Source organism: Pseudomonas huaxiensis, assembly GCF_003231275.1.
Classification (GTDB): Bacteria; Pseudomonadota; Gammaproteobacteria; order Pseudomonadales; family Pseudomonadaceae; genus Aquipseudomonas; species Aquipseudomonas huaxiensis.
Genome location: NZ_QKVL01000018.1, coordinates 30,264 through 48,861, shown reverse-complemented (window position 1 = coordinate 48,861; position 18,598 = coordinate 30,264). Strand labels below are relative to the sequence as shown.

The following is an 18,598-nucleotide window of genomic DNA, read 5'->3' as shown; positions in this document are numbered from 1 at the left end:
GAAACCTCCAGCGATTGATATGCCGACCAAGCCCCCTCCCCGACATGTTCAAAAGTGCCCAACGCACAGCCGCACCAACACTGATCATCAGGAGAAAATCTCTGCGAAAAAGGAAGGGTGGGCTACTGATGCACGGTCTCAGTACGGATGACCAAAACCGATCGCGGTGGTAAAGCGACAGGCCAATCCTAGGTACCATTTCCCAGGTACGCAACGGCGGAAAAGGTCGCGAAACACGATCAAGAAATGACCTACAAGAAGGCCAGACCGAGAGGAATTTTGGTAGCGCTATGCAACACTCCAGCCCAAAGAAAAAGCCCCGACATCACTGCCGGGGCCTCTTCATTTCATCTCAAGCAATCAGGACGGCAACACCGTCGCCTGCCCACTCAACGCCAAATCCACCAACTCCCGATTCGCCACCGCATACATAGCGTAATCCGTCCCGGTAGCAGCCCTTAGCTCATCAAGCATGGCCTTCCAGCGCTCCACCATCACGCGATGCTGCTCCATCCACAACGCCACCCGTGCATCCATATCCTCCGGCGCATCCGCCATCTGCAATACGGAAATGGTGATCGCGCGCTGTTGCAAGTCGATGTCGTCGCGGAACGCTTCGCGGGCCAGGGCCTGCCAGTTGTTTTCCACCGGCAGGTTGCTGATTTCCTGCAGGTACCAGGTCAGTTCCAGCGCGCTGCCCACGGCGAAGAACGCCTTGGCCACTTGCGCCGGGTCGTGGCCGGTGACGTCCGAGGCTTCGATGATCGGCAGCAAGGTGTACAGGTGCGTGGTGCCTGCGACCATGCGCGCCAGCAATTCCGGCACGCCGGCTTCGACGAAGCTCTGGTAGCGGGTCTGCCAGCGGTCGCGGGTCGGGCCTTCGAGCAGTTCGTCGAGTTTCAGGCCCAGCGCGGCGATCTGTGGACCGAAGTGCGCGACGTCACGCCCGGCGTCCTGTTCGTTGCGGCGGCTGCGAAGGAACCAGCGCGTAGCGCGGCGGCCCAGGCGCATCAGTTCGTCCATCAGGGTCAACTGGACTTCGGCCGGCACCTGGTAATCCAGCGCCTCGATCTGACGGAACCAATGCGGCAGGTGGAAGATGTCACGCACGATCACATATGCCCCGGCCACGTTCGCCGGGCTCATGCCGGTGGACTCTTTGAGGCGCTGGACGAAGGTGATGCCCATGTTGTTGACCAGGTCGTTGGCGATCTGGGTGCTGACGATCTCGCGCTTCAGGCGGTGACGACGCATGGCGTCGGCAAACTTGTGCACCAGCGACGGCGGGAACGCGGTTTCCATGTCACGCGTCAGGTAGTCGTCATCCGGCACCAGCGACTTGAGCAAGGCTTCCTTGAGGTCGATCTTGCTGTAGGAGATCAGTACCGACAGTTCGGCGCGGCTCAGGCCCTGGTTGGCCGCCAGGCGCTCGGCCAGTTGCTCTTCCGATGGCAGGAACTCGATCGCCCGGTCCAGCTTGCCGCGGCTTTCCAGATCAGCCATCAGGCGCTTGTACTCGGCGATGCGCTCTCTGGCCCGACGCGCAGCCAGGGACAGGGCCTGGGTCTGCTTGTAGTTGTTGCCCAGCACCAGCGCGGCCACTTCGTCGGTCATGCTGCCGAGCAGCTGGTTGCGCTGCTTCTCGGTCATGTCGCCAGCCTGCACCACTTCGTTGAGCAGGATCTTGATGTTGACCTCGTGGTCGGAGCAGTCCACGCCACCGGCGTTGTCGATGAAGTCGGTGTTGGTGGCGCCGCCATTGAGGCCGAACTCGACCCGGCCCAGTTGGGTCATGCCCAGGTTGCCGCCCTCGCCCACTACCTTGCAGCGCAGTTCGTTACCGTTGACCCGCAGCGCGTCGTTGGCCTTGTCGCCGACATCGGCGTGGCTTTCGCTGCTGGATTTGACGTAAGTGCCGATACCGCCGTTCCACAGCAGGTCCACCGGCGCTTTGAGCAGTGCGTTGAGCAGCTCGGTCGGGGTCAGTTTGTCGGCTTCGATGGCGAAGCGTTCCTTCATCTGCGGGGTGATGGCGATGCTCTTCGCGCTGCGCGTGAAGATGCCGCCACCCTCAGACATGATGCTGGTGTCGTAGTCGCTCCAGGCCGAACGCGGCAGGTCGAACAGGCGCTTGCGCTCGGCGAAGCTGGTGGCCGGGTCCGGCGTCGGGTCGATGAAGATGTGCAGGTGGTTGAAGGCCGCCACCAGTTGCAGGGTCTCGGACATCAGCAAGCCGTTGCCGAACACGTCGCCGGCCATGTCGCCAACGCCGACTACGGTGATGCTGTCTTTCTGCACGTTGATGCCGCGTTCGCGGAAGTGGCGCTGCACGCCGACCCAGGCGCCACGGGCGGTGATGCCCATTTTCTTGTGGTCATAGCCGGCCGAGCCGCCCGAGGCGAAGGCGTCGCCGAGCCAGAAGCCGTAGTCGATGGCAATGCCGTTGGCGATGTCGGAGAAGGTCGCGGTGCCTTTGTCGGCGGCCACCACCAGGTATGGATCGTCTTCGTCATGCCGCACGACGTTGGCCGGTGGCACTACGCCGCCGTCCTTGAGGTTGTCGGTGATGTCCAGCAGACCGGAGATGAAGATGCGGTAGCAGGCGATGCCTTCGGCGGCGATGTCATCACGGCTGCCGCCCAGCGGCAGGCGACGCGGCAGGAAGCCGCCCTTGGCGCCCACCGGCACGATCACCGAGTTTTTCACCTGCTGGGCTTTTACCAGGCCCAGCACTTCGGTGCGGTAGTCTTCCTCGCGGTCCGACCAGCGCAGGCCGCCCCGCGCGACGTTGCCGAAGCGCAGGTGCACACCTTCGACCCGCGGCGAGTAGACGAAGATTTCGAAGCGCGGCACCGGTTTTGGCAGTTCGGGGATCAGCTTGGGATTGAACTTGAAGCTGAAGTAGGACTTGTTCTGACCGTTGGCGTCCGGCTGGTAGAAGTTGGTGCGCAGGGTCGCCTTGATCAGGTCCAGATAGCGCCGCAGGATGCGGTCTTCGTTGAGCACCTGGACGTCGTCCAGCGCCGTGAGAATCGCCTGCTCCAGACGCTGTTGCTTGTCATCGAGGTCTTCGCTGGTGAGCTTGCGCGCCAGGTAGAAGCGGGTCTTGAACAGGCGGGTCAGCTCGCGGGCGATGTCGGTGTGGTTATTCAGGGTGCTGGCGATGTAGCCGAGGTCGAAGCCCAGGCGGATCTGCTTGAGGTAGCGCGCGTAGGCACGCAGCAGCGCCACGTCGCGCCACGGCAGGCCGGCGGTCAGGACCAGGCGGTTGAAGGCGTCGTTTTCCGCATCGCCATTGACGATGTGGACGAAGGCGTCCTGCAGGGTGTCGTTGAGTTGCTGGATATCCAGCTCGACGCCTTCGGCAGTGGTGAAGGCGAAGTCATGAATCCAGAACTCGCGGCCATTGCTGTGGCGCAGGCGATACGGGAACTCGCCCAGCACGCGCAGGCCGAGGTTTTCCAGAATCGGCAGCACATCGGACAGGGCCAGCGGGGTATCGGCGTGGTACAGCTTGCAGTGCAGTAGCTGTTTACCGGTCTGGGTCAGCGGCTGGTAGAAGCTCATCACCAGCGGCTTGCCCTCGGACAGGTTGAGCAGGTGCTGCATGTCCACCACCGCCGAATGCGCGGCGAAACGCTCGCGGTAGCCGGCCGGGAAGCCTTTCGGGAAGTCCGCCAGGACGTTGGTGCCCTGGGCTTCGCCGAAGTTCTCGACGGTCAGCGCGGCGTAGTCGTCCTGCCACGAACGGCAGGCCTGGATCACTTCGTTTTCCAGTTGTTTCGGGTCGATATCGATGCGGTTCTTCGGATCGACCCGCAGGATCAGTTGCACCCGCGCCAGCACCGATTCGGAGAAGAAGGTCCAGAACTCGCAGTCGCTGGCCTTCAGGCGCTCCATCAGAACCTGCTGGATCTTCTGCCGCACTTCAGTGGAGTAGATGTCACGCGGGACGTAGGCCAGGCAGTAGCAGAAGCGGCCGTACGGGTCTTTGCGCAGGAACACGCGGATCTTGTTGCGTTCCTGGATCTGCACGATGGACATGACGGTGCTGAACAGCTCGTCCACCGGGGTCTGGAACAGGTCGTCGCGCGGCAGCACTTCGAGGACCTGGGCCAGTTCCTTGCCCAGGTGCGCCTTGGCGTCGAAGCCCGAACGGCGCTCGACTTCGGCGACCTTGCCGCGAATGTACGGGATCTGGTGCACGCTCTCGCCGTACACCGACGAGGTGTACAGGCCCATGAAGCGGCATTCCTTGATGACCTTGCCGTCGGCGTCGAGCTGACGGATCGACACGTAGTCCGGGTAAGCCGGACGGTGTACGCGGCTCGGGTGAGCGGCCTTGGCGAAGGACAGCAGCAGCGGCTCGTTCAGGTAGTTGACCGCGTAGTCTTCGATACGCAGGTCTTCGGTGGTCAGGCCGGCGCGCAGCAAGCGGGTCAGGCCGAGGAACGACTGCTCGTCGTAGACCAGCTGGCCGCCCTGGGCATCGCCGTTGACCACGAATTCTTCATAGCCGAGGAAGGTGAAGTGGTTGCCCACCAGCCATTCCAGGAAGCTCTGGATCTCGGATTTCTCGGTTTGCGCCGGGGCATACGGGGTCTGCTCCACCAGCGCCAGCAAGTCGCGGACCTTGGCCTTCATCGGCTCGAAGTCGGCTACGGCGACGCGCACTTCGGCCAGCACCTGGGTCAATTCGTGGGTCAGCACGCCGAGTTCGGCGTTGTTGGCGCAACGGTCGATCTCCAGGTACATCAGCGATTCTTGCAGCACGTCCTCGCCGTGGGTGCCCTTGGGCAGGATTTCCAGCAGTTCGCCCTTGGCCCCGCGACGCGTGCTCAGCACGGTGGTCTGCAGGGTATGGATGCTGTAACCGCGACGGTTCAGCTCGGTACGCACCGAGTCGACCAGGAATGGCAGGTCATGGTGCAGGACTTCCACAGCGGTGTGGGTCGACTGCCAGCCATGACGCTCGTAATCGGGGTTGTAGACGTTGACCTGAGGTTGGCTGTGATCGAAGCGCTCGATCATGCGCCAGGCAGAGAGGGTGCAACCGACCAGGTCGGACAGGCGCCGCTGGGTGAGTTCGTCCAGAGAGATGATGCCGAAGAACTGCTCGGCGAACAGCGCCACTTGTGGCAGTGCCTGCTCGCTGATGTGCTGGGCCAGGGCCGCTTTCAGTTGATGCTGGAAGTCGGCTTTGCTGGCTGCGGTGAAGAACGCCATCTGTGGTACTCCGCTTGGGCTTTGTTATTGAGTGAAGCGTCGCGCGTGTCCGCTTTATCCCGCATCAACCATAGCCAATGACGGGCAAAGCGCAGAGGAAATCCGAAAGAGCGGGTGCCGGAATGACCGATTGGTCACCCCGGGATGGACATCTGCAAAAACCACTGCCACTGAAGCCGGCTGCGTCTTTACGGGTGTCCATCGACAACGCAGCTTAACGACAGCCCACCCGGCCCTGCTTGCGGCGCTGCGACATATTCGGACAACGAGGAGCAACGGAAGATTTATCCCGTGAGCGAACACTGGCACACTCGCGTTTCAATTCCTTTATCGAGCTGCCCATGCAACTGACCGCCCAACTGGCCTTCGCCAACCCTTGCGATGATGAAGAAGACAACCTGGCCACCGTCGGCTGCCACAGCGACAAAGGCCAGTTGTTCATCATCAGCCGCTACCCGGATGAAGACAGCGTGGACCTCATGTTCGACGAAGAAGGCGCCACCGTCCGCGACCTGAAAGTGACACTCAGCGCTACCCGCCTGCTGGTCGAGCTGGCGGCCGGGTCGACCGACCTGTTCGAAGACGATGTGCTGGAAATCCGCCTGGACAACGCCATCATCGACGCGGATGAAGTCGAACAGACCCTGCGCGTGATCCTCGACGGCACCGGCACCTTCATCAGCGAGCGCTGAGCCGAACAGGGCCGGGCAGCGCGCACGGCCCCTTGCCCGGACTCCCCCCGAAGAATTTCCCCCGGCACCGTTAGTCGGCGACCCCACGGATGGATTAAAGTATCAACCCCTGCCCGGGGCCGTTCGCCGGCCCCGCGCGTCATTCCAGGAACCGTCGACGATGGAACACCGTGAAGCGCTGGTCGCGCTGCGCACCTTTCTTTCAACCCAGATCCTTGGCCAGGAAAAACTGGTTGAACGCCTGCTGATCGTGCTCCTGGCCGACGGCCACATGCTGGTCGAAGGTGCTCCGGGCCTTGCCAAGACCAAGGCCATCAAGGAACTGGCCGACGGGATCGAGGCGCAGTTCCATCGCATCCAGTTCACCCCCGACCTGCTCCCCGCCGACATCACCGGCACCGAGATCTATCGCCCGGAGACTGGCAGCTTCGTGTTCCAGCAGGGGCCGATCTTCCACAACCTGGTACTCGCCGACGAAATCAACCGGGCCCCGGCCAAGGTGCAATCGGCGCTGCTCGAAGCCATGGCCGAGCGCCAGGTCAGTGTCGGCCGCAGTACCTACGAGCTGTCGCCACTGTTCCTGGTGATGGCCACGCAAAACCCCATCGAGCAGGAAGGCACCTACCCGCTGCCCGAAGCCCAGCTCGACCGCTTCCTGATGCACGTGAAGATCGGCTTCCCGGATGCATCGGTAGAGCGACGCATTCTGTCGCAGGCCCGTGGCGAAGCCCTCAACGGCAGCACCAAGCCGGAACGCCGGGTCACCCAGCAGGCGATCTTCGCCGCTCGCAAGGAAATCCTCGGCCTGTACATGGCCGACGCGGTGGAGGAGTACCTGGTGCAACTGGTGATGGCCACCCGCAACGGCGCCAAATACGACGCCGAGTTGGGTGACTGGATCGCCTACGGCGCCAGCCCGCGCGGCTCGATCGCCCTCGATCGCTGCGCCCGGGCCCACGCCTGGCTGGCGGGGCGCGACTTCGTCAGCCCGGAAGATATCCAGGCGGTGCTGTTCGACGTGCTGCGCCACCGCGTCATTCTTTCTTTCGAAGCCGAGGCCGCCGGTATCGACCAGGACCGGGTGATCCAGCGCGTCCTTGACGTCGTCGCTGTCGCCTGACCCCATGCCCAGCCAACTGTTGAACGCGCCCGGCATCCGCATCAGCCTCGCCGAGCTGATCGAGATGCGTCACCGGGTGCGTGAAGTGCGCCTGTTTTCCGCCCCCGGGCAGCGCAGTCCGCTGGTCGGCCTGCACCACTCGCGTCTGCGCGGGCGCGGCGTGGACTTCGACCAGGTGCGGGTCTACCAGGCCGGCGACGACGTGCGCAACATCGACTGGCGCGTCACCGCCCGCACTCAGGAGCCGCACACCAAGCTGTTCCACGAAGAGCGCGAGCGGCCGATCTTTATCCTCGTCGAACAAAGCCGGCGGCTGTTCTTCAGCTCGGGCCTGATGTTCAAGTCAGTGCTCGCCGCCCAGGCCGCAGCGCTGTTCGGCTGGGCCGCGCTGGGCCACAACGACCGGATCGGCGGCCTGGTGTTCGGCGACAACGAGCATTACGAAATCAAGCCGCGGCGCAGCAAGCAGAGCCTGCTGCAACTGCTCAACCGCCTGGCCCGGGTCAATCAGTCGCTGCACACCGAAGCCGTGCCCCAGGGCGACAACCTCGGCACCGCGCTGCGCCGCGCCCGCGAGGTGCTGCGCCCCGGCAGCCTGGCCATCATCATTTGCGACGAGCGGGCGCTGAACCCCAGCGTCGAGCAGCAACTGGGCCTGCTGTCGCGGCATTGCGACCTGCTCCTGCTGCCGCTCTCCGACCCGCTCGACCACGCCCTGCCCGCCGCCGGCCTGCTGCGCTTCGCCCAGCGCGGCGCGCAACTGGAGCTGGACACCCTCGATGCCAACCTGCGCCAGAGCTATCGTCAGCAGAGCGAAGCACGGATCGCGCGCTGGGAACTGCTCGCACAGAAACTGCGGGTGGTGTTGATGCCGTTGAGCACACAAAGCGAAATGATCGAGCAGTTGCGCGAATACCTCGACCCCCAACGCTCCGGCAAGCCGCGATGAACCCTCTGGCACAACTGCAACCGCTGATCGCCCCTGAGCCCATCAGCGCCTGGCCGCCCGCACCCGGCTGGTGGGCGCTGCTGCTGATCCTGCCGCTGCTGGGCTGGGGCCTCTGGCGGGTGCGCCACTGGCGACCACGCAAGGCGCCGCTGCCACGCGCCGAACAACCGCTGGACCCGATCCGCGTCGCCGCCCTGGCCGAACTGGCGCAACTGCCCAAGCCCTACGACGGCGCGCCGGCCGGCGCCTGGCTGCAGCAGATCAACGCCCTGCTCAAGCGCCTGTGCCGCAACCACTACCCGGAAAGCCACAGCCACACCCTCAATGGCCGGCAGTGGCTGGCATTTCTCGACAACCGTTGCCCGGCCGCCGGGCTGACCCGCTGGATGGTGCTGGTGGAAGGCGCCTACAAGCCCGAATGCCGGCTGGACGACAAAGCCATCGCCGGGCTCAACCAGTCCGTCGAAACCTGGATTCGCAAGCATGTTTGAACTGGCCTGGCCCTGGGTCTTCGCCCTGCTCCCGCTGCCCTGGCTGGCGCGCCTGGTGCTGCCGGCCGCCGACAGCGGCGAGCCGGTGCTCAAGGTCAGTTTTCTCGACGAACTGGAAGGCCTGGCCGGTCGCCGCGCCCGCCTGAACCTGCCGACCTGGCGCCAGCAGGCGCCGTTCGTGCTGATCTGGCTGCTGCTGTTGCTGGCCGCCACCCGCCCGCAATGGCTGGGCGAGCCACTGCCGGTGGCCGCCAGCGGGCGCGATCTGCTGGTGGCTGTGGATGTTTCCGGCTCGATGGACTTCCCCGACATGAGTTGGGAAGGCGAAGACGTCAGCCGCCTGGTGCTGGTCAAACAACTGCTCGGTGACTTTCTCGAACAGCGCGAAGGCGACCGCGTCGGGCTGATCCTGTTCGGCAGCCAGGCCTACCTGCAAGCGCCGCTGACCTTCGACCGGCGCACCGTGCGCAGCTTCCTCGACGAGGCGCAGATCGGCATCGCCGGCAAGAACACCGCCCTCGGCGACGCCATCGGCCTGGCCGTGAAACGCCTGCGGATGCGCCCGACCGACAGCCGCGTGCTGATTCTGGTCACCGACGGCGCCAACAACGGCGGGCAGATCCATCCGTTGACTGCGGCGCGGCTGGCGGCCCAGGAAAGCATCCGCATCTACACCATCGGCATCGGCGCCAGCGCCGAGGAAAACGGCACCGCTGGCCAGTTGGGGCTCAACCCCAGCCTTGACCTGGATGAAGCCTCGCTGCGGGAAATCGCCCAGATCACCCATGGCGAATACTTCCGCGCCCGCGATGGCGCTGAACTCAAGACCATAGGCGAAACCCTCGACCTGCTGGAACCGGTGGAACAACAACCGACCCAGGCGCGGACCGCCGAAGCACTGTATGCCTGGCCACTGGCGGCTGCGTTGCTGCTCAGCCTGGCGTTGGTGCTGCGCGAACGCTGGCCCGACCATCTGGTGCAGAAACTGCTGCAACGCCTGTTGCGCCGCCCGGACTTTCTCCAGCCGCACCCGGAATGGCGCGAACGGCTGAAACGCCTGCGCCTGCGGAGGCGCCGATGATCGACCTCTGGCCCTACTGGCTTCGTCCGCTGTGGCTGCTGTTGCTGCCCGTGCTGGGCTGGCTGCTGTGGAAACTCTGGCACCGGCAGAAACGCGCCGGCCGCTGGCAGATGATCCTGCCGCCGGCCTTCCATGGCGTACTGCTCGGCGGCGGCAGCGGCCACGACAGCAAACTGCCGTGGGTCGCCCTTGGCCTGGCCTGGCTGCTGGGCGTGCTGGCCCTGCTCGGGCCGAGCTGGCAGCGCCTGGAAGAAACCCGCCAGCGCCCCGCCGACCCGCTGGTGATCCTGCTCGAACTGACCCCGGCGATGCTTGCCGAAGACAGCCCACCGTCACGCCTGGAACAGGCGCGGCGCAAGATACTCGACCTGCTGGAACACCGCAGCGACAGCCAGACCGCCATCGTCGTCTACGCCGGCAGCGCGCACACGCTGGTGCCGCTGTCGGATGACCTCGGCACCAGCCGCAACCTGCTCGAAGCGCTGGAACCGGGCATCATGCCGCAACCCGGACAACGCGCCGACCTGGCGCTGCGCAAGGGCCTGGCGCTGCTGGCCCAGGGCGCCCTCGGCCAGGGCCGGGTGCTGCTGATTGCCTCGTCCCTCAGCGAGGAAGAGCGCCAAGGCATCGGCCAGGCGCTCGGTCGCAACGGTCCGGCGCTGCTGATGCTGGGCGTGGGCAGCGCCGAAGGCGCACCGGTTAAACAGGCCAGCGGCGAATTCCTCAAGGGCGCCGACGGCGCGATTCTCCTGCCGCGACTGGACAGCGCCAGCCTCAAGCCCTTTATCAACGACCTCGGTGGCCGCTACCGGCATGCGCGAATCGATGACCTCGACCTGCGCGGCCTGGGCCTGTTCGACAAGCCACGGGCCCTGAGCAGCAATGGCCAGACCGTGCAGCTCGACAACTGGGCCGACCAGGGTTACTGGCTGCTGCTGCCGCTGTTGCTGCTGGCCGCCTGCGCCGGCCGGCGCGGCTGGCTGTTCTGCCTGCCGCTGTTGCTGTGCCTGCCGCAGCCGGCCCAGGCCTTCGAATTCAGCGAGCTGTGGCGCCGCCCCGATCAACAGGGCCAGCACCTGCTGGAAAAAAAGCGCCCGGCCGAGGCCGCGAAACACTTCAAAGACCCGCAATGGAAAGGCTGGGCCCTCTACGAAGCCGGCGACTACGCCGGCGCCGCCCGCCAGTTCGCCCTCGACGACAGCGCCAGCGGCCACTACAACCGTGGTAACGCCCTAGCCCGCGGCGGCGAGCTGGAAGCTGCGGTAGATGCCTACGAAGAAGCGCTGGAGCGTCAGCCCGACCTGCAACCGGCGCTGACCAACAAGGCCCTGGTGGAACAACTGCTGCAACAACGCCAGCAGGAACAACCACCGGAGCAGAAGGAACCCGAGCCGGAAGACGCGCAACAGTCCGGCCAGCAGATGCCCGGCGACAGCAACGAGAACAGCCAGCAAAACAGCAACCAGAGCGAAACCGGACAGCCCGGCGACGAACCGGAAGAACACCCGGAACCCGGCGACAGCCAGACGCAGCAGAACAGCAGCGGCGATGACGACGAATCCGTGACCCAGCCGCCGCAGCGCCCTACCGGCAGCAACCTCGACGTCGAACAGCGCCAGGCGCTGGAACAATGGCTGCGGCAGATCCCGGACAACCCGGCGCAACTGCTGCGGCGCAAATTCTGGTACGAACAGCAACAACATCAGGAAACCCATCGATGAGCCGCGTCTGCGCCTTCGTGTTCTGCCTTCTTTTCGGCCCGCTGGTTCAGGCCGCAGAGCTCCATGCCAGCGTCGACCGCGCTCGGCTGAACACCGCCGAGACCCTGGAACTGACCCTGGAAATCCAGGACGTCACCCAATTCGGCAAACCAGACCTGACGCCCCTGCAGGCCGACTTCGAAGTCCGCGGCACCCGCCAGCTCAACAGCCTCAACACCCTCGACGGGCAAAACGAAGCCACCACCCGCTGGGTGGTCACCCTGATGCCGCGACGGGCCGGCACCCTGCAAATCCCGCCACTACGCCTGGGCGAGTTGCACAGCGAAGCCATCGAATTGCAGGTCGAGGCCGCACAGGACTCCCCGGCGACGATCCTCGCCCCGGTGTTCATCGAGGCCAGCCTCGACCAGAACGACATCTACGTGCAGGCCCAGGCGGTACTGACCCTGCGCATCTACCACTCGGTGTCGCTGTACGACGACAGCAGCCTCAGCCCGCTGCAGATCGACGGGGTGAAGATCGAACCGCTGGGCGAGTCGCGCACCTACGAAAAACTGATCAACGGCATCCGCCACGGCGTCATCGAGATGCGTTACGCGCTCTACCCGCAGCGCAGCGGCGAAGTGACGGTGCCGACCCTGACCTTTAGCGCCACCAGTGCCGGCAGCGACAGCGACAACCCGGGCAACCCCGGCAACCCCGGCAACAGTCAGGTACGGGTCAGCTCCAGTGAGTTGCCGTTGCAGGTGCGCCCGATCCCGGCCGATTACCCGGCGGGCCAGGCATGGTTGCCGGCACGCAGCCTGACCCTGGAAGAACACTGGAGTCCGGACCCGGGCCAGGGGCCGACGCAGATTGGCGACTCGCTGACCCGCAGCGTCACGGTCAAGGCCGAAGGGCTTTCCAGCACCCAGTTGACGCCCCTGCCCGGCACCGAAGTGCCTGGCTTGCGGCGCTACCCGGACCAGCCACAACTGCGCAACCAGATCGACGAACGCGGCCTGATCGGCAGCCGCGAAGAACGCGAGGCCCTGGTGCCGACCCACAGCGGCGCACTGGAGTTGCCCAGCCTGGAACTGGTCTGGTGGAACACCCGCGAAAACCATCTGGAGCGCAGCAGCCTGCCTGCGCGCAGCCTCAACGTGCAGGACAACCCGGCGCTGAGCGCGGAAACCCCGAGCGCGACGCCGGCGAGTGACGGCCAGCCGCTGTGGCCGTGGCAACTGAGCACCCTGGTGTTGGCACTGACCACGCTGGCCGGTTTCGCATTGTGGTGGCGCGCCCGTTCACAGCCGGCGGTGCTGCGGGCGGCGCAGACCGGGCCGAGCCCACGCACCCTGCTCGACGACCTCAAGCGCGCCTGCCAGGCCAACGACTCCCACGCCACCCGCCAGGCCCTCGACGCCTGGGCCCGGCAACAACCGCAGACCCTGGCGGACATGGCGGCGCGCTTCGTGCCCCTTTCCGATGCCCTCGACGGCCTGAACAGCGCGCTGTACAGCGAAGCGGGACAGTACTGGCAGGGTGATGAACTGTGGCGCGCAATCAGCACCATCCCCACCGCGGAACAGGCACAGCCGACGCAGGGTGAGAATGGCGGGTTGCCGCCGTTGTATCCGAAGTAGGTATCTGCAGCGCCCTCAAGATCGAGCGCCGCTCGCGCGGCGCATCGCCGGCAAGCCGGCTCCCACAGTGACCTGACACAAACCACTGTGGGAGCCGGCTTGCCGGCGATGCGGCCTTCCAAACATCACCCAAAACCCTGACCCAATCACCGGACCCATCCCACATTCGGGTACCATATCCGGCTTTTAGCCGGCCCCCGTCACAGGATTACCAATGCGTCTGTTTCACACCTCCGACTGGCATCTGGGACAAACCCTGCACGGCCAGGAGCGCGATTTCGAACATGCCTGCTTTCTCGACTGGCTGCTGGGCCAACTGAAGCTGCGCGAGCCCGATGCCCTGCTGATCGCCGGCGATGTCTTCGACACCGTCAATCCGCCGGTCAAGGCTCAGGAGCGGCTCTACGACTTCATCGTCAAGGCCCACGAGCAACAGCCAGGGCTGACCATCGTGATGATCGCCGGCAACCACGATTCCGGCTCGCGCATCGAACTGCCCGCAGCCCTGATGCGCCGCCTGCGCACCCACGCGGTGGGCCGGGTGCAGTGGCTGGACGAAGGCCAGCTCGACAGCGACCGTCTGCTGGTGCCGCTGACCAACGCCAAAGGCAAGGTCCTGGCCTGGTGCCTGGTGCTACCGTTCCTGCGGCCAGCAGAAGTCACCGGCCCGCACCTGGGCGAGGACTACCTGCGCGGCATTGGCCAGGTTCACGAAAAGCTCATCGCCGCCGCCCTCGAACGCCGCGACCCGAAGCAGCCGCTGATCGCCATCAGCCACGCGCACATGGCCGGCGGTTCGGTTTCGGAAGACTCCGAGCGCAGCCTGATCATCGGCAATGCCGAAGCGCTGCCGGCCAGTCTGTTCGGCGCCGAGATCGGCTATGTCGCCCTCGGTCACTTGCACAAGCCGCAAAAGGTCAACGGCGAGGAACGCATCCGCTACTGCGGCTCGCCGCTGCCGCTGTCGTTCTCGGAAATCAAATACCCGCACCAGATCCTCGAAATCGAGTTCAAAGGCAACAAGTTGCTCAGCGTCGAAAGCCGTCACGTGCCCCGCGCTGTGGCCTTGCAGCGGCTCGGTCCGGCGCCGCTGGCGGAGCTTCTGACGCAATTGAACGAACTGCCGGCGGTCGATCTGCTGGACGATCCGCAACGCCAGCCGTGGCTGGAAGTGCGAGTGCAACTGGACGAGCCGCAAGCGGACCTGCGCCAGCAGATCGAAACCGCACTGCAAGGCAAGGCCGTGCGCCTGATCCGCATCGCCGCCGAATATGCCGGTCGCGCCGGAGCCGACGGCGACGACGACACCCGGCTGGTGGAACTGGGCCAGCTCAAGCCCGAAGACCTGTTCGCCCGCGCCTGGGAACAGGCCTATGGCAACGCCGCCGATGAACAGACCCTGGCCGACTTCGCCCTGCTGTTGCAGGACGTTCAGCAAGAGGAGGAGCAGCCATGAAGATTCTCGCCATCCGCCTGAAAAACCTCGCCTCGCTGGCCGGTCCGTTCGAAATCGATTTCACCGCCGAACCCCTGGCCAGCGCCGGCCTGTTCGCCATCACAGGGCCCACCGGCGCCGGCAAGAGCACCCTGCTCGACGCTCTGTGCCTGGCGCTGTTCGGCTCGGTGCCGCGGCTGGACAACATCGGCCGGGAAACCAAAGTCCCCGACATTGACGGCGAAATCCTCACCAACGACCCGCGCACCCTGTTGCGCCGCGGCACCGGCAGCGGGTTCGCCGAGGTGGACTTCGTCGGCATCGACGGCCGCCACTACCGCGCCCGCTGGGAAACCAACCGCGCCCGTGACAAGGCCACCGGCAAGCTGCAAGGCAGCCGCCAGAGCCTGCACGACCTCGACAGCCAGCAACTGCTGAGCAACCAGAGCAAGCGTGAGTACGAACAACTGATCGAGTCCCGCCTGGGGCTCAACTTCGCCCAGTTCACCCGCGCGGTGATGCTGGCGCAGAGCGAGTTCAGTGCCTTCCTCAAGGCCGACGACAAGGAGCGCAGCGAACTGCTGGAAAAGCTCACCAACACGGCGATCTACAGCCAGTTGGGGCGTCGCGCCTTTATCAAGGCCAAAGACGCGTCCGACAGCTACAAAGCCCTGGAACTCGAAGCCAGCGGCGTACTGCCGATGAACGCAGAAGAGCGCGCGGCCCTCGATGAACGCCTCGGCGACGCGCAACAGCAACTCAAGGCCGAACAGGCGCAACTGCGCCAGCTCGAACAGCAACGCACTTGGCTCAACGAGCTGCACGCCATGCAGGCGCAGCAAAGCGCCGCGGCTGCCGACCTGAGCAGCGCCCGTCAGGCGTGGGAACAACTGGCCGGCGAACGGCTGAACCTGACCCGCCTTGAACAGCTCGCGCCGCAGCGTCATCAGTTCGCCCGACGCCAGGAACTGCTCAACCAGCTCACGCCGTTGGCCAGCGCGCTGGAACAGCAGCGCCGGCAACAGACCGAACTGGGCAGCCGCCAGCAGCAACTGGACCAGGATCTGAACGGCGCCCGCGAAGCGCTCACCCGCGCCCTCGGCGAACAGACCGACAGCGCACCGCGCCTGCGTCAGGCCTTCGACACCCAGCACAACCTCGCCCGCCTGGAGCAGGAGCTGACCCGCGACCGTGCCCTGACGCTGCAAGCGCAGCAGGCGTGCGAAGAAGGCCGCAGCCAACTGGCGAGCCTGATCGAACATCAGCAACGCCACGAACAGACCCTCGCCAGCATCGCCGGCCAGCTTGAACAAAGCGCCGCGCTGGCGAGCCTGGGCAGCGCCTGGAACGCCTACCGCAGCCAGTTGCAACAGGTGATGCTCACCGCCAACCGCCTGGGCAAGGGCCGCGAAGAACTGCCGACCCTGCGCCAGACCGCCGAAACCCGCGCCCGTCAGTGCGAGGAATTGCGCGCCGAACTGGCCGTGCTGTTCCAGGAAGCCGGCGCCGAACCGCAGGCGCTGGCTGAACAGATCGGCCTGCTCGGCACCCTGCTGCAAGACAACCGCAAGCTGCAACGGGGCTTTGAGGAGCTGGCGCGGCTGTGGGGTCGTCAGCAGGACGTCGAGCAGCGCCTGCTGGCCCTGCGCGAACGCCAGTCCGGCGCCCAGCAGGAGCGCGCGCAACTGATCGCCGCCGGCTTGCAGGGCAAGCAAGAGCTCGAAGCCGCGCAGCAAGCGCTGACCCTCACCCGCCAGTTGCTGGAGCGCCAGCGCCTGGCCCGCAACGCCAGCGTTGAAGAACTGCGCACGCAGTTGCAGGACGAACAACCCTGCCCGGTCTGCGGCAGCCTGGACCACCCCTACCATCAGCCGGAAGCGCTGCTGGAAAACCTCGCCCGCCACGACGAAAGCGAAGAGGCCAACGCCCAGAAGGCGGTCACCGAACTCACCCAGAAACTGGACGAGTTGCGATCCCAGCTCGGCGGCGTCAACGGCCAGCTCAAGGAGTACCTGCACCAGCAGGAGCAACTGAACACCCAGCTCCAGGGCCTGGCCCCGGAGCTCGAAGCCCAGCCGCTCTACCCGCAACTGGCTGAGCAGAACAGTGCCTCCCGCAGCCAGTGGCTCGACCTGCAGCTACGCCGGCTGAACGACGACATCGCCCGCGACGAGCAGCGCCAGAACGCCCTGCTGACCCTGCAACAGGACGCCGCCCGCCTGCAGCAACAGCTCCAGGCCGCCAACGACGCCAGTCAGCAGGCCACCCAGCAACTGAATCAGCAACAAGACGCCCTGCACGCCGACGAACAGCGCCTGCAACAGGAACTGGCCCACTTCGAACCCCTGCTGCCGGCAGATATCTTCGCCGCGCTGCGGGACAAGCCAGCGGAAACCTTCCTGACCCTCGATCAGCAACTGAACACCCGCCAGCAACTGCTCGACCAACAGAAAGACGAACAACAGGAGCTGAACGAACGCATCAAGCAGCGCGAAGCCCTTGAGCTGAAGCAACAGGCCCGCCAGCAGGAACAGGACAAGCTGCAACAGCAACTCGTCGCCAGCGAGACCCAGCAACAGCAGGCCCGCGAAGCCCTGACTGCACTGATCGGCGAACATGCCGACGCCGAGAGCTGGCAGCGTCATCTGGAACAGGCCGTGGAACAGGCGCGCAACGCCGAAGCCGCAGTCAACCAGCAGTTGCAGGAAGCCCGCACCCAGGCCGCAGCCATCGCCAGCGAGCTCAAGGCCCGCGAAGAGCAACACGCTCACCTGGAGCAGGAAAAGCAGCAACTGGACGCCGCCATCGCGCAATGGCGCCAAGCGCACCCGGAGCTGGACGAACAGGGTCTGGACGCGTTGCTCGGCATGGACGACGAACAGGTCGCCAGCCTGCGCCAGCGCCTGCAAGCAGCGGAAAAAGCCATCGAACAGGCCGGCGTGCGGGTGCAGGAGCGTGATGAGCGCCTGCAACAGCATCAGGCGCTGAACCTGACCGAACAACCGCCGGAAGCTTTGGAACTGGCATTGCAAGGCAGCCAGCAACAACTCGACCAGCACGAACACCATTGCGCCGAACTGCGCGCGCAGCAGGCCGAAGACCAGCGCCGCCAGCACGCCAGTCAGGCGCTCGCCGAGCGCATCGCCCAGGCCCGAGGGGAATGGCAGCGTTGGGCGCGGCTGAGCGAACTGATCGGTTCGGCCAGCGGCGACACCTTCCGCAAGATCGCCCAGGGCTACAACCTCGACCTGCTGGTGCACCACGCCAACCAGCAACTGCGCCAACTGGTCCGACGCTACCGCCTCAAACGCGGCGGCAGCCAGCTCGGCCTGCTGGTGCAGGACACCGAGATGGGCGACGAACTGCGCTCGGTGCATTCGCTGTCCGGCGGCGAGACCTTCCTGGTTTCGCTGGCCCTGGCGCTGGGCCTGGCTTCCATGGCGTCCAGCACCCTGCGCATCGAATCGCTGTTTATCGACGAAGGCTTCGGCAGCCTCGACCCGGAATCCCTGCAACTGGCCATGGACGCCCTCGACGGCTTGCAGGCTCAAGGCCGCAAGGTCGGGGTGATTTCTCATGTGCAGGAAATGCATGAGCGGATCGGCGTACAAATCCAGGTCCGCCGCCAGGGCAATGGCTTGAGTACCCTGGAGGTGGACGGTTGATCCTCTATTCGTTCCGCCGCTGCCCCTACGCCATGCGCGCGCGGCTGGCGCTGCGCTACGCCGGGGTGGCGGTGCGTATCGAGGAAGTCAGCCTGAAAGCCAAGCCCGCCGAGATGCTGGCGCTGTCGCCCAAGGGCACGGTGCCGGTGCTCAGCGTTGAAGGTCGGGTGCTGGACGAGAGCCTGGACATCATGCGCTGGGCGCTGGCGCAGAACGATCCGCAGGACTGGCTGCTCAAGGACGGTCCATCAGCGGCGATCGAGCCGTTGATCGCCCGTAATGACAGCGAATTCAAGGTGCACCTGAACCACTACAAATACGCCGAGCGCTACCCGGAGCAATCCCGGGAGCACTATCGGCGGCAGGCGGAAGTGATTCTTGCGGATCTGGAACAGCGCTTGAGCGAGCACGCTTACCTGCTGGCAAGCCACCCGAGCCTGGCGGATGCCGCCTTGCTGCCGTTTATCCGCCAGTTCGCCGGGGTCGAACCGCAGTGGTTCGCCGAGGCGCCCTACCCGCGCTTGCGCGCGTGGTTGCAGGGCTGGCTGGAATCGGAGCTGTTCAAGGCGGTCATGGCGCGGTGATGTTCAGGG

The 18,598-nt window shown here is 65.4% G+C and carries 11 protein-coding genes; 10 read left to right on the top strand and 1 reads right to left on the bottom strand.

The features are described 5' to 3' along the window. Positions 1-360: 360 nt before the first annotated feature. A complete protein-coding gene (locus tag DM374_RS18895; RefSeq protein ID WP_110971261.1) occupies positions 361-5,226 on the bottom strand; it encodes an NAD-glutamate dehydrogenase in 4,866 nt (1,621 codons plus the stop codon). A gap of 341 nt (positions 5,227-5,567) precedes the next feature. Here DM374_RS18895 and DM374_RS18890 point away from each other — a divergent pair, with 341 nt between their 5' ends. The 10 genes from DM374_RS18890 to DM374_RS18845 all read left to right on the top strand — a co-directional run bounded on the left by DM374_RS18890 (position 5,568) and on the right by DM374_RS18845 (position 18,589). Then, a complete protein-coding gene (locus DM374_RS18890) occupies positions 5,568-5,918 on the top strand; it encodes a hypothetical protein (protein ID WP_110971260.1) in 351 nt (116 codons plus the stop codon). Positions 5,919-6,078: 160 nt separating this feature from the next. Continuing rightward, a complete protein-coding gene (locus DM374_RS18885) occupies positions 6,079-7,038 on the top strand; it encodes an AAA family ATPase (RefSeq protein ID WP_110971259.1) in 960 nt (319 codons plus the stop codon). A gap of 4 nt (positions 7,039-7,042) precedes the next feature. Then, the gene (locus DM374_RS18880) at positions 7,043-7,987 is read left to right on the top strand and encodes a DUF58 domain-containing protein (RefSeq protein ID WP_110971258.1); all 945 of its coding nucleotides are present in this window, start codon (positions 7,043-7,045) and stop codon (positions 7,985-7,987) included. Next, positions 7,984-8,478: a DUF4381 domain-containing protein gene (locus DM374_RS18875; protein ID WP_110971257.1), complete on the top strand. Its 495-nt coding sequence runs from the start codon at positions 7,984-7,986 to the stop codon at positions 8,476-8,478. Before DM374_RS18880 ends, DM374_RS18875 begins: the two co-directional genes overlap by 4 nt. Further along, positions 8,471-9,559, top strand: a complete 1,089-nt coding sequence (locus DM374_RS18870) for a vWA domain-containing protein (protein WP_110971256.1) — start codon at positions 8,471-8,473, stop codon at positions 9,557-9,559. Before DM374_RS18875 ends, DM374_RS18870 begins: the two co-directional genes overlap by 8 nt. Continuing rightward, positions 9,556-11,280, top strand: coding sequence for a VWA domain-containing protein (locus tag DM374_RS18865; protein ID WP_110971255.1), 1,725 nt, complete (start codon positions 9,556-9,558; stop codon positions 11,278-11,280). The genes DM374_RS18870 and DM374_RS18865 overlap by 4 nt, the downstream gene beginning before the upstream one ends. Further along, entirely contained in the window at positions 11,277-12,905 is a 1,629-nt protein-coding gene (locus tag DM374_RS18860) for a BatD family protein (protein WP_110971254.1), read from the top strand. Before DM374_RS18865 ends, DM374_RS18860 begins: the two co-directional genes overlap by 4 nt. A gap of 214 nt (positions 12,906-13,119) precedes the next feature. Continuing rightward, positions 13,120-14,361 carry an exonuclease SbcCD subunit D C-terminal domain-containing protein gene (locus DM374_RS18855; RefSeq protein ID WP_110971253.1) on the top strand — a complete coding sequence of 414 codons (1,242 nt, stop codon included), beginning with the start codon at positions 13,120-13,122 and terminating at the stop codon, positions 14,359-14,361. Further along, positions 14,358-18,005: an AAA family ATPase gene (locus tag DM374_RS18850; RefSeq protein WP_110971252.1), complete on the top strand. Its 3,648-nt coding sequence runs from the start codon at positions 14,358-14,360 to the stop codon at positions 18,003-18,005. Before DM374_RS18855 ends, DM374_RS18850 begins: the two co-directional genes overlap by 4 nt. Further along, positions 18,002-18,589, top strand: coding sequence for a glutathione S-transferase (locus DM374_RS18845; protein WP_110971251.1), 588 nt, complete (start codon positions 18,002-18,004; stop codon positions 18,587-18,589). Before DM374_RS18850 ends, DM374_RS18845 begins: the two co-directional genes overlap by 4 nt. Positions 18,590-18,598: the final 9 nt, after the last annotated feature.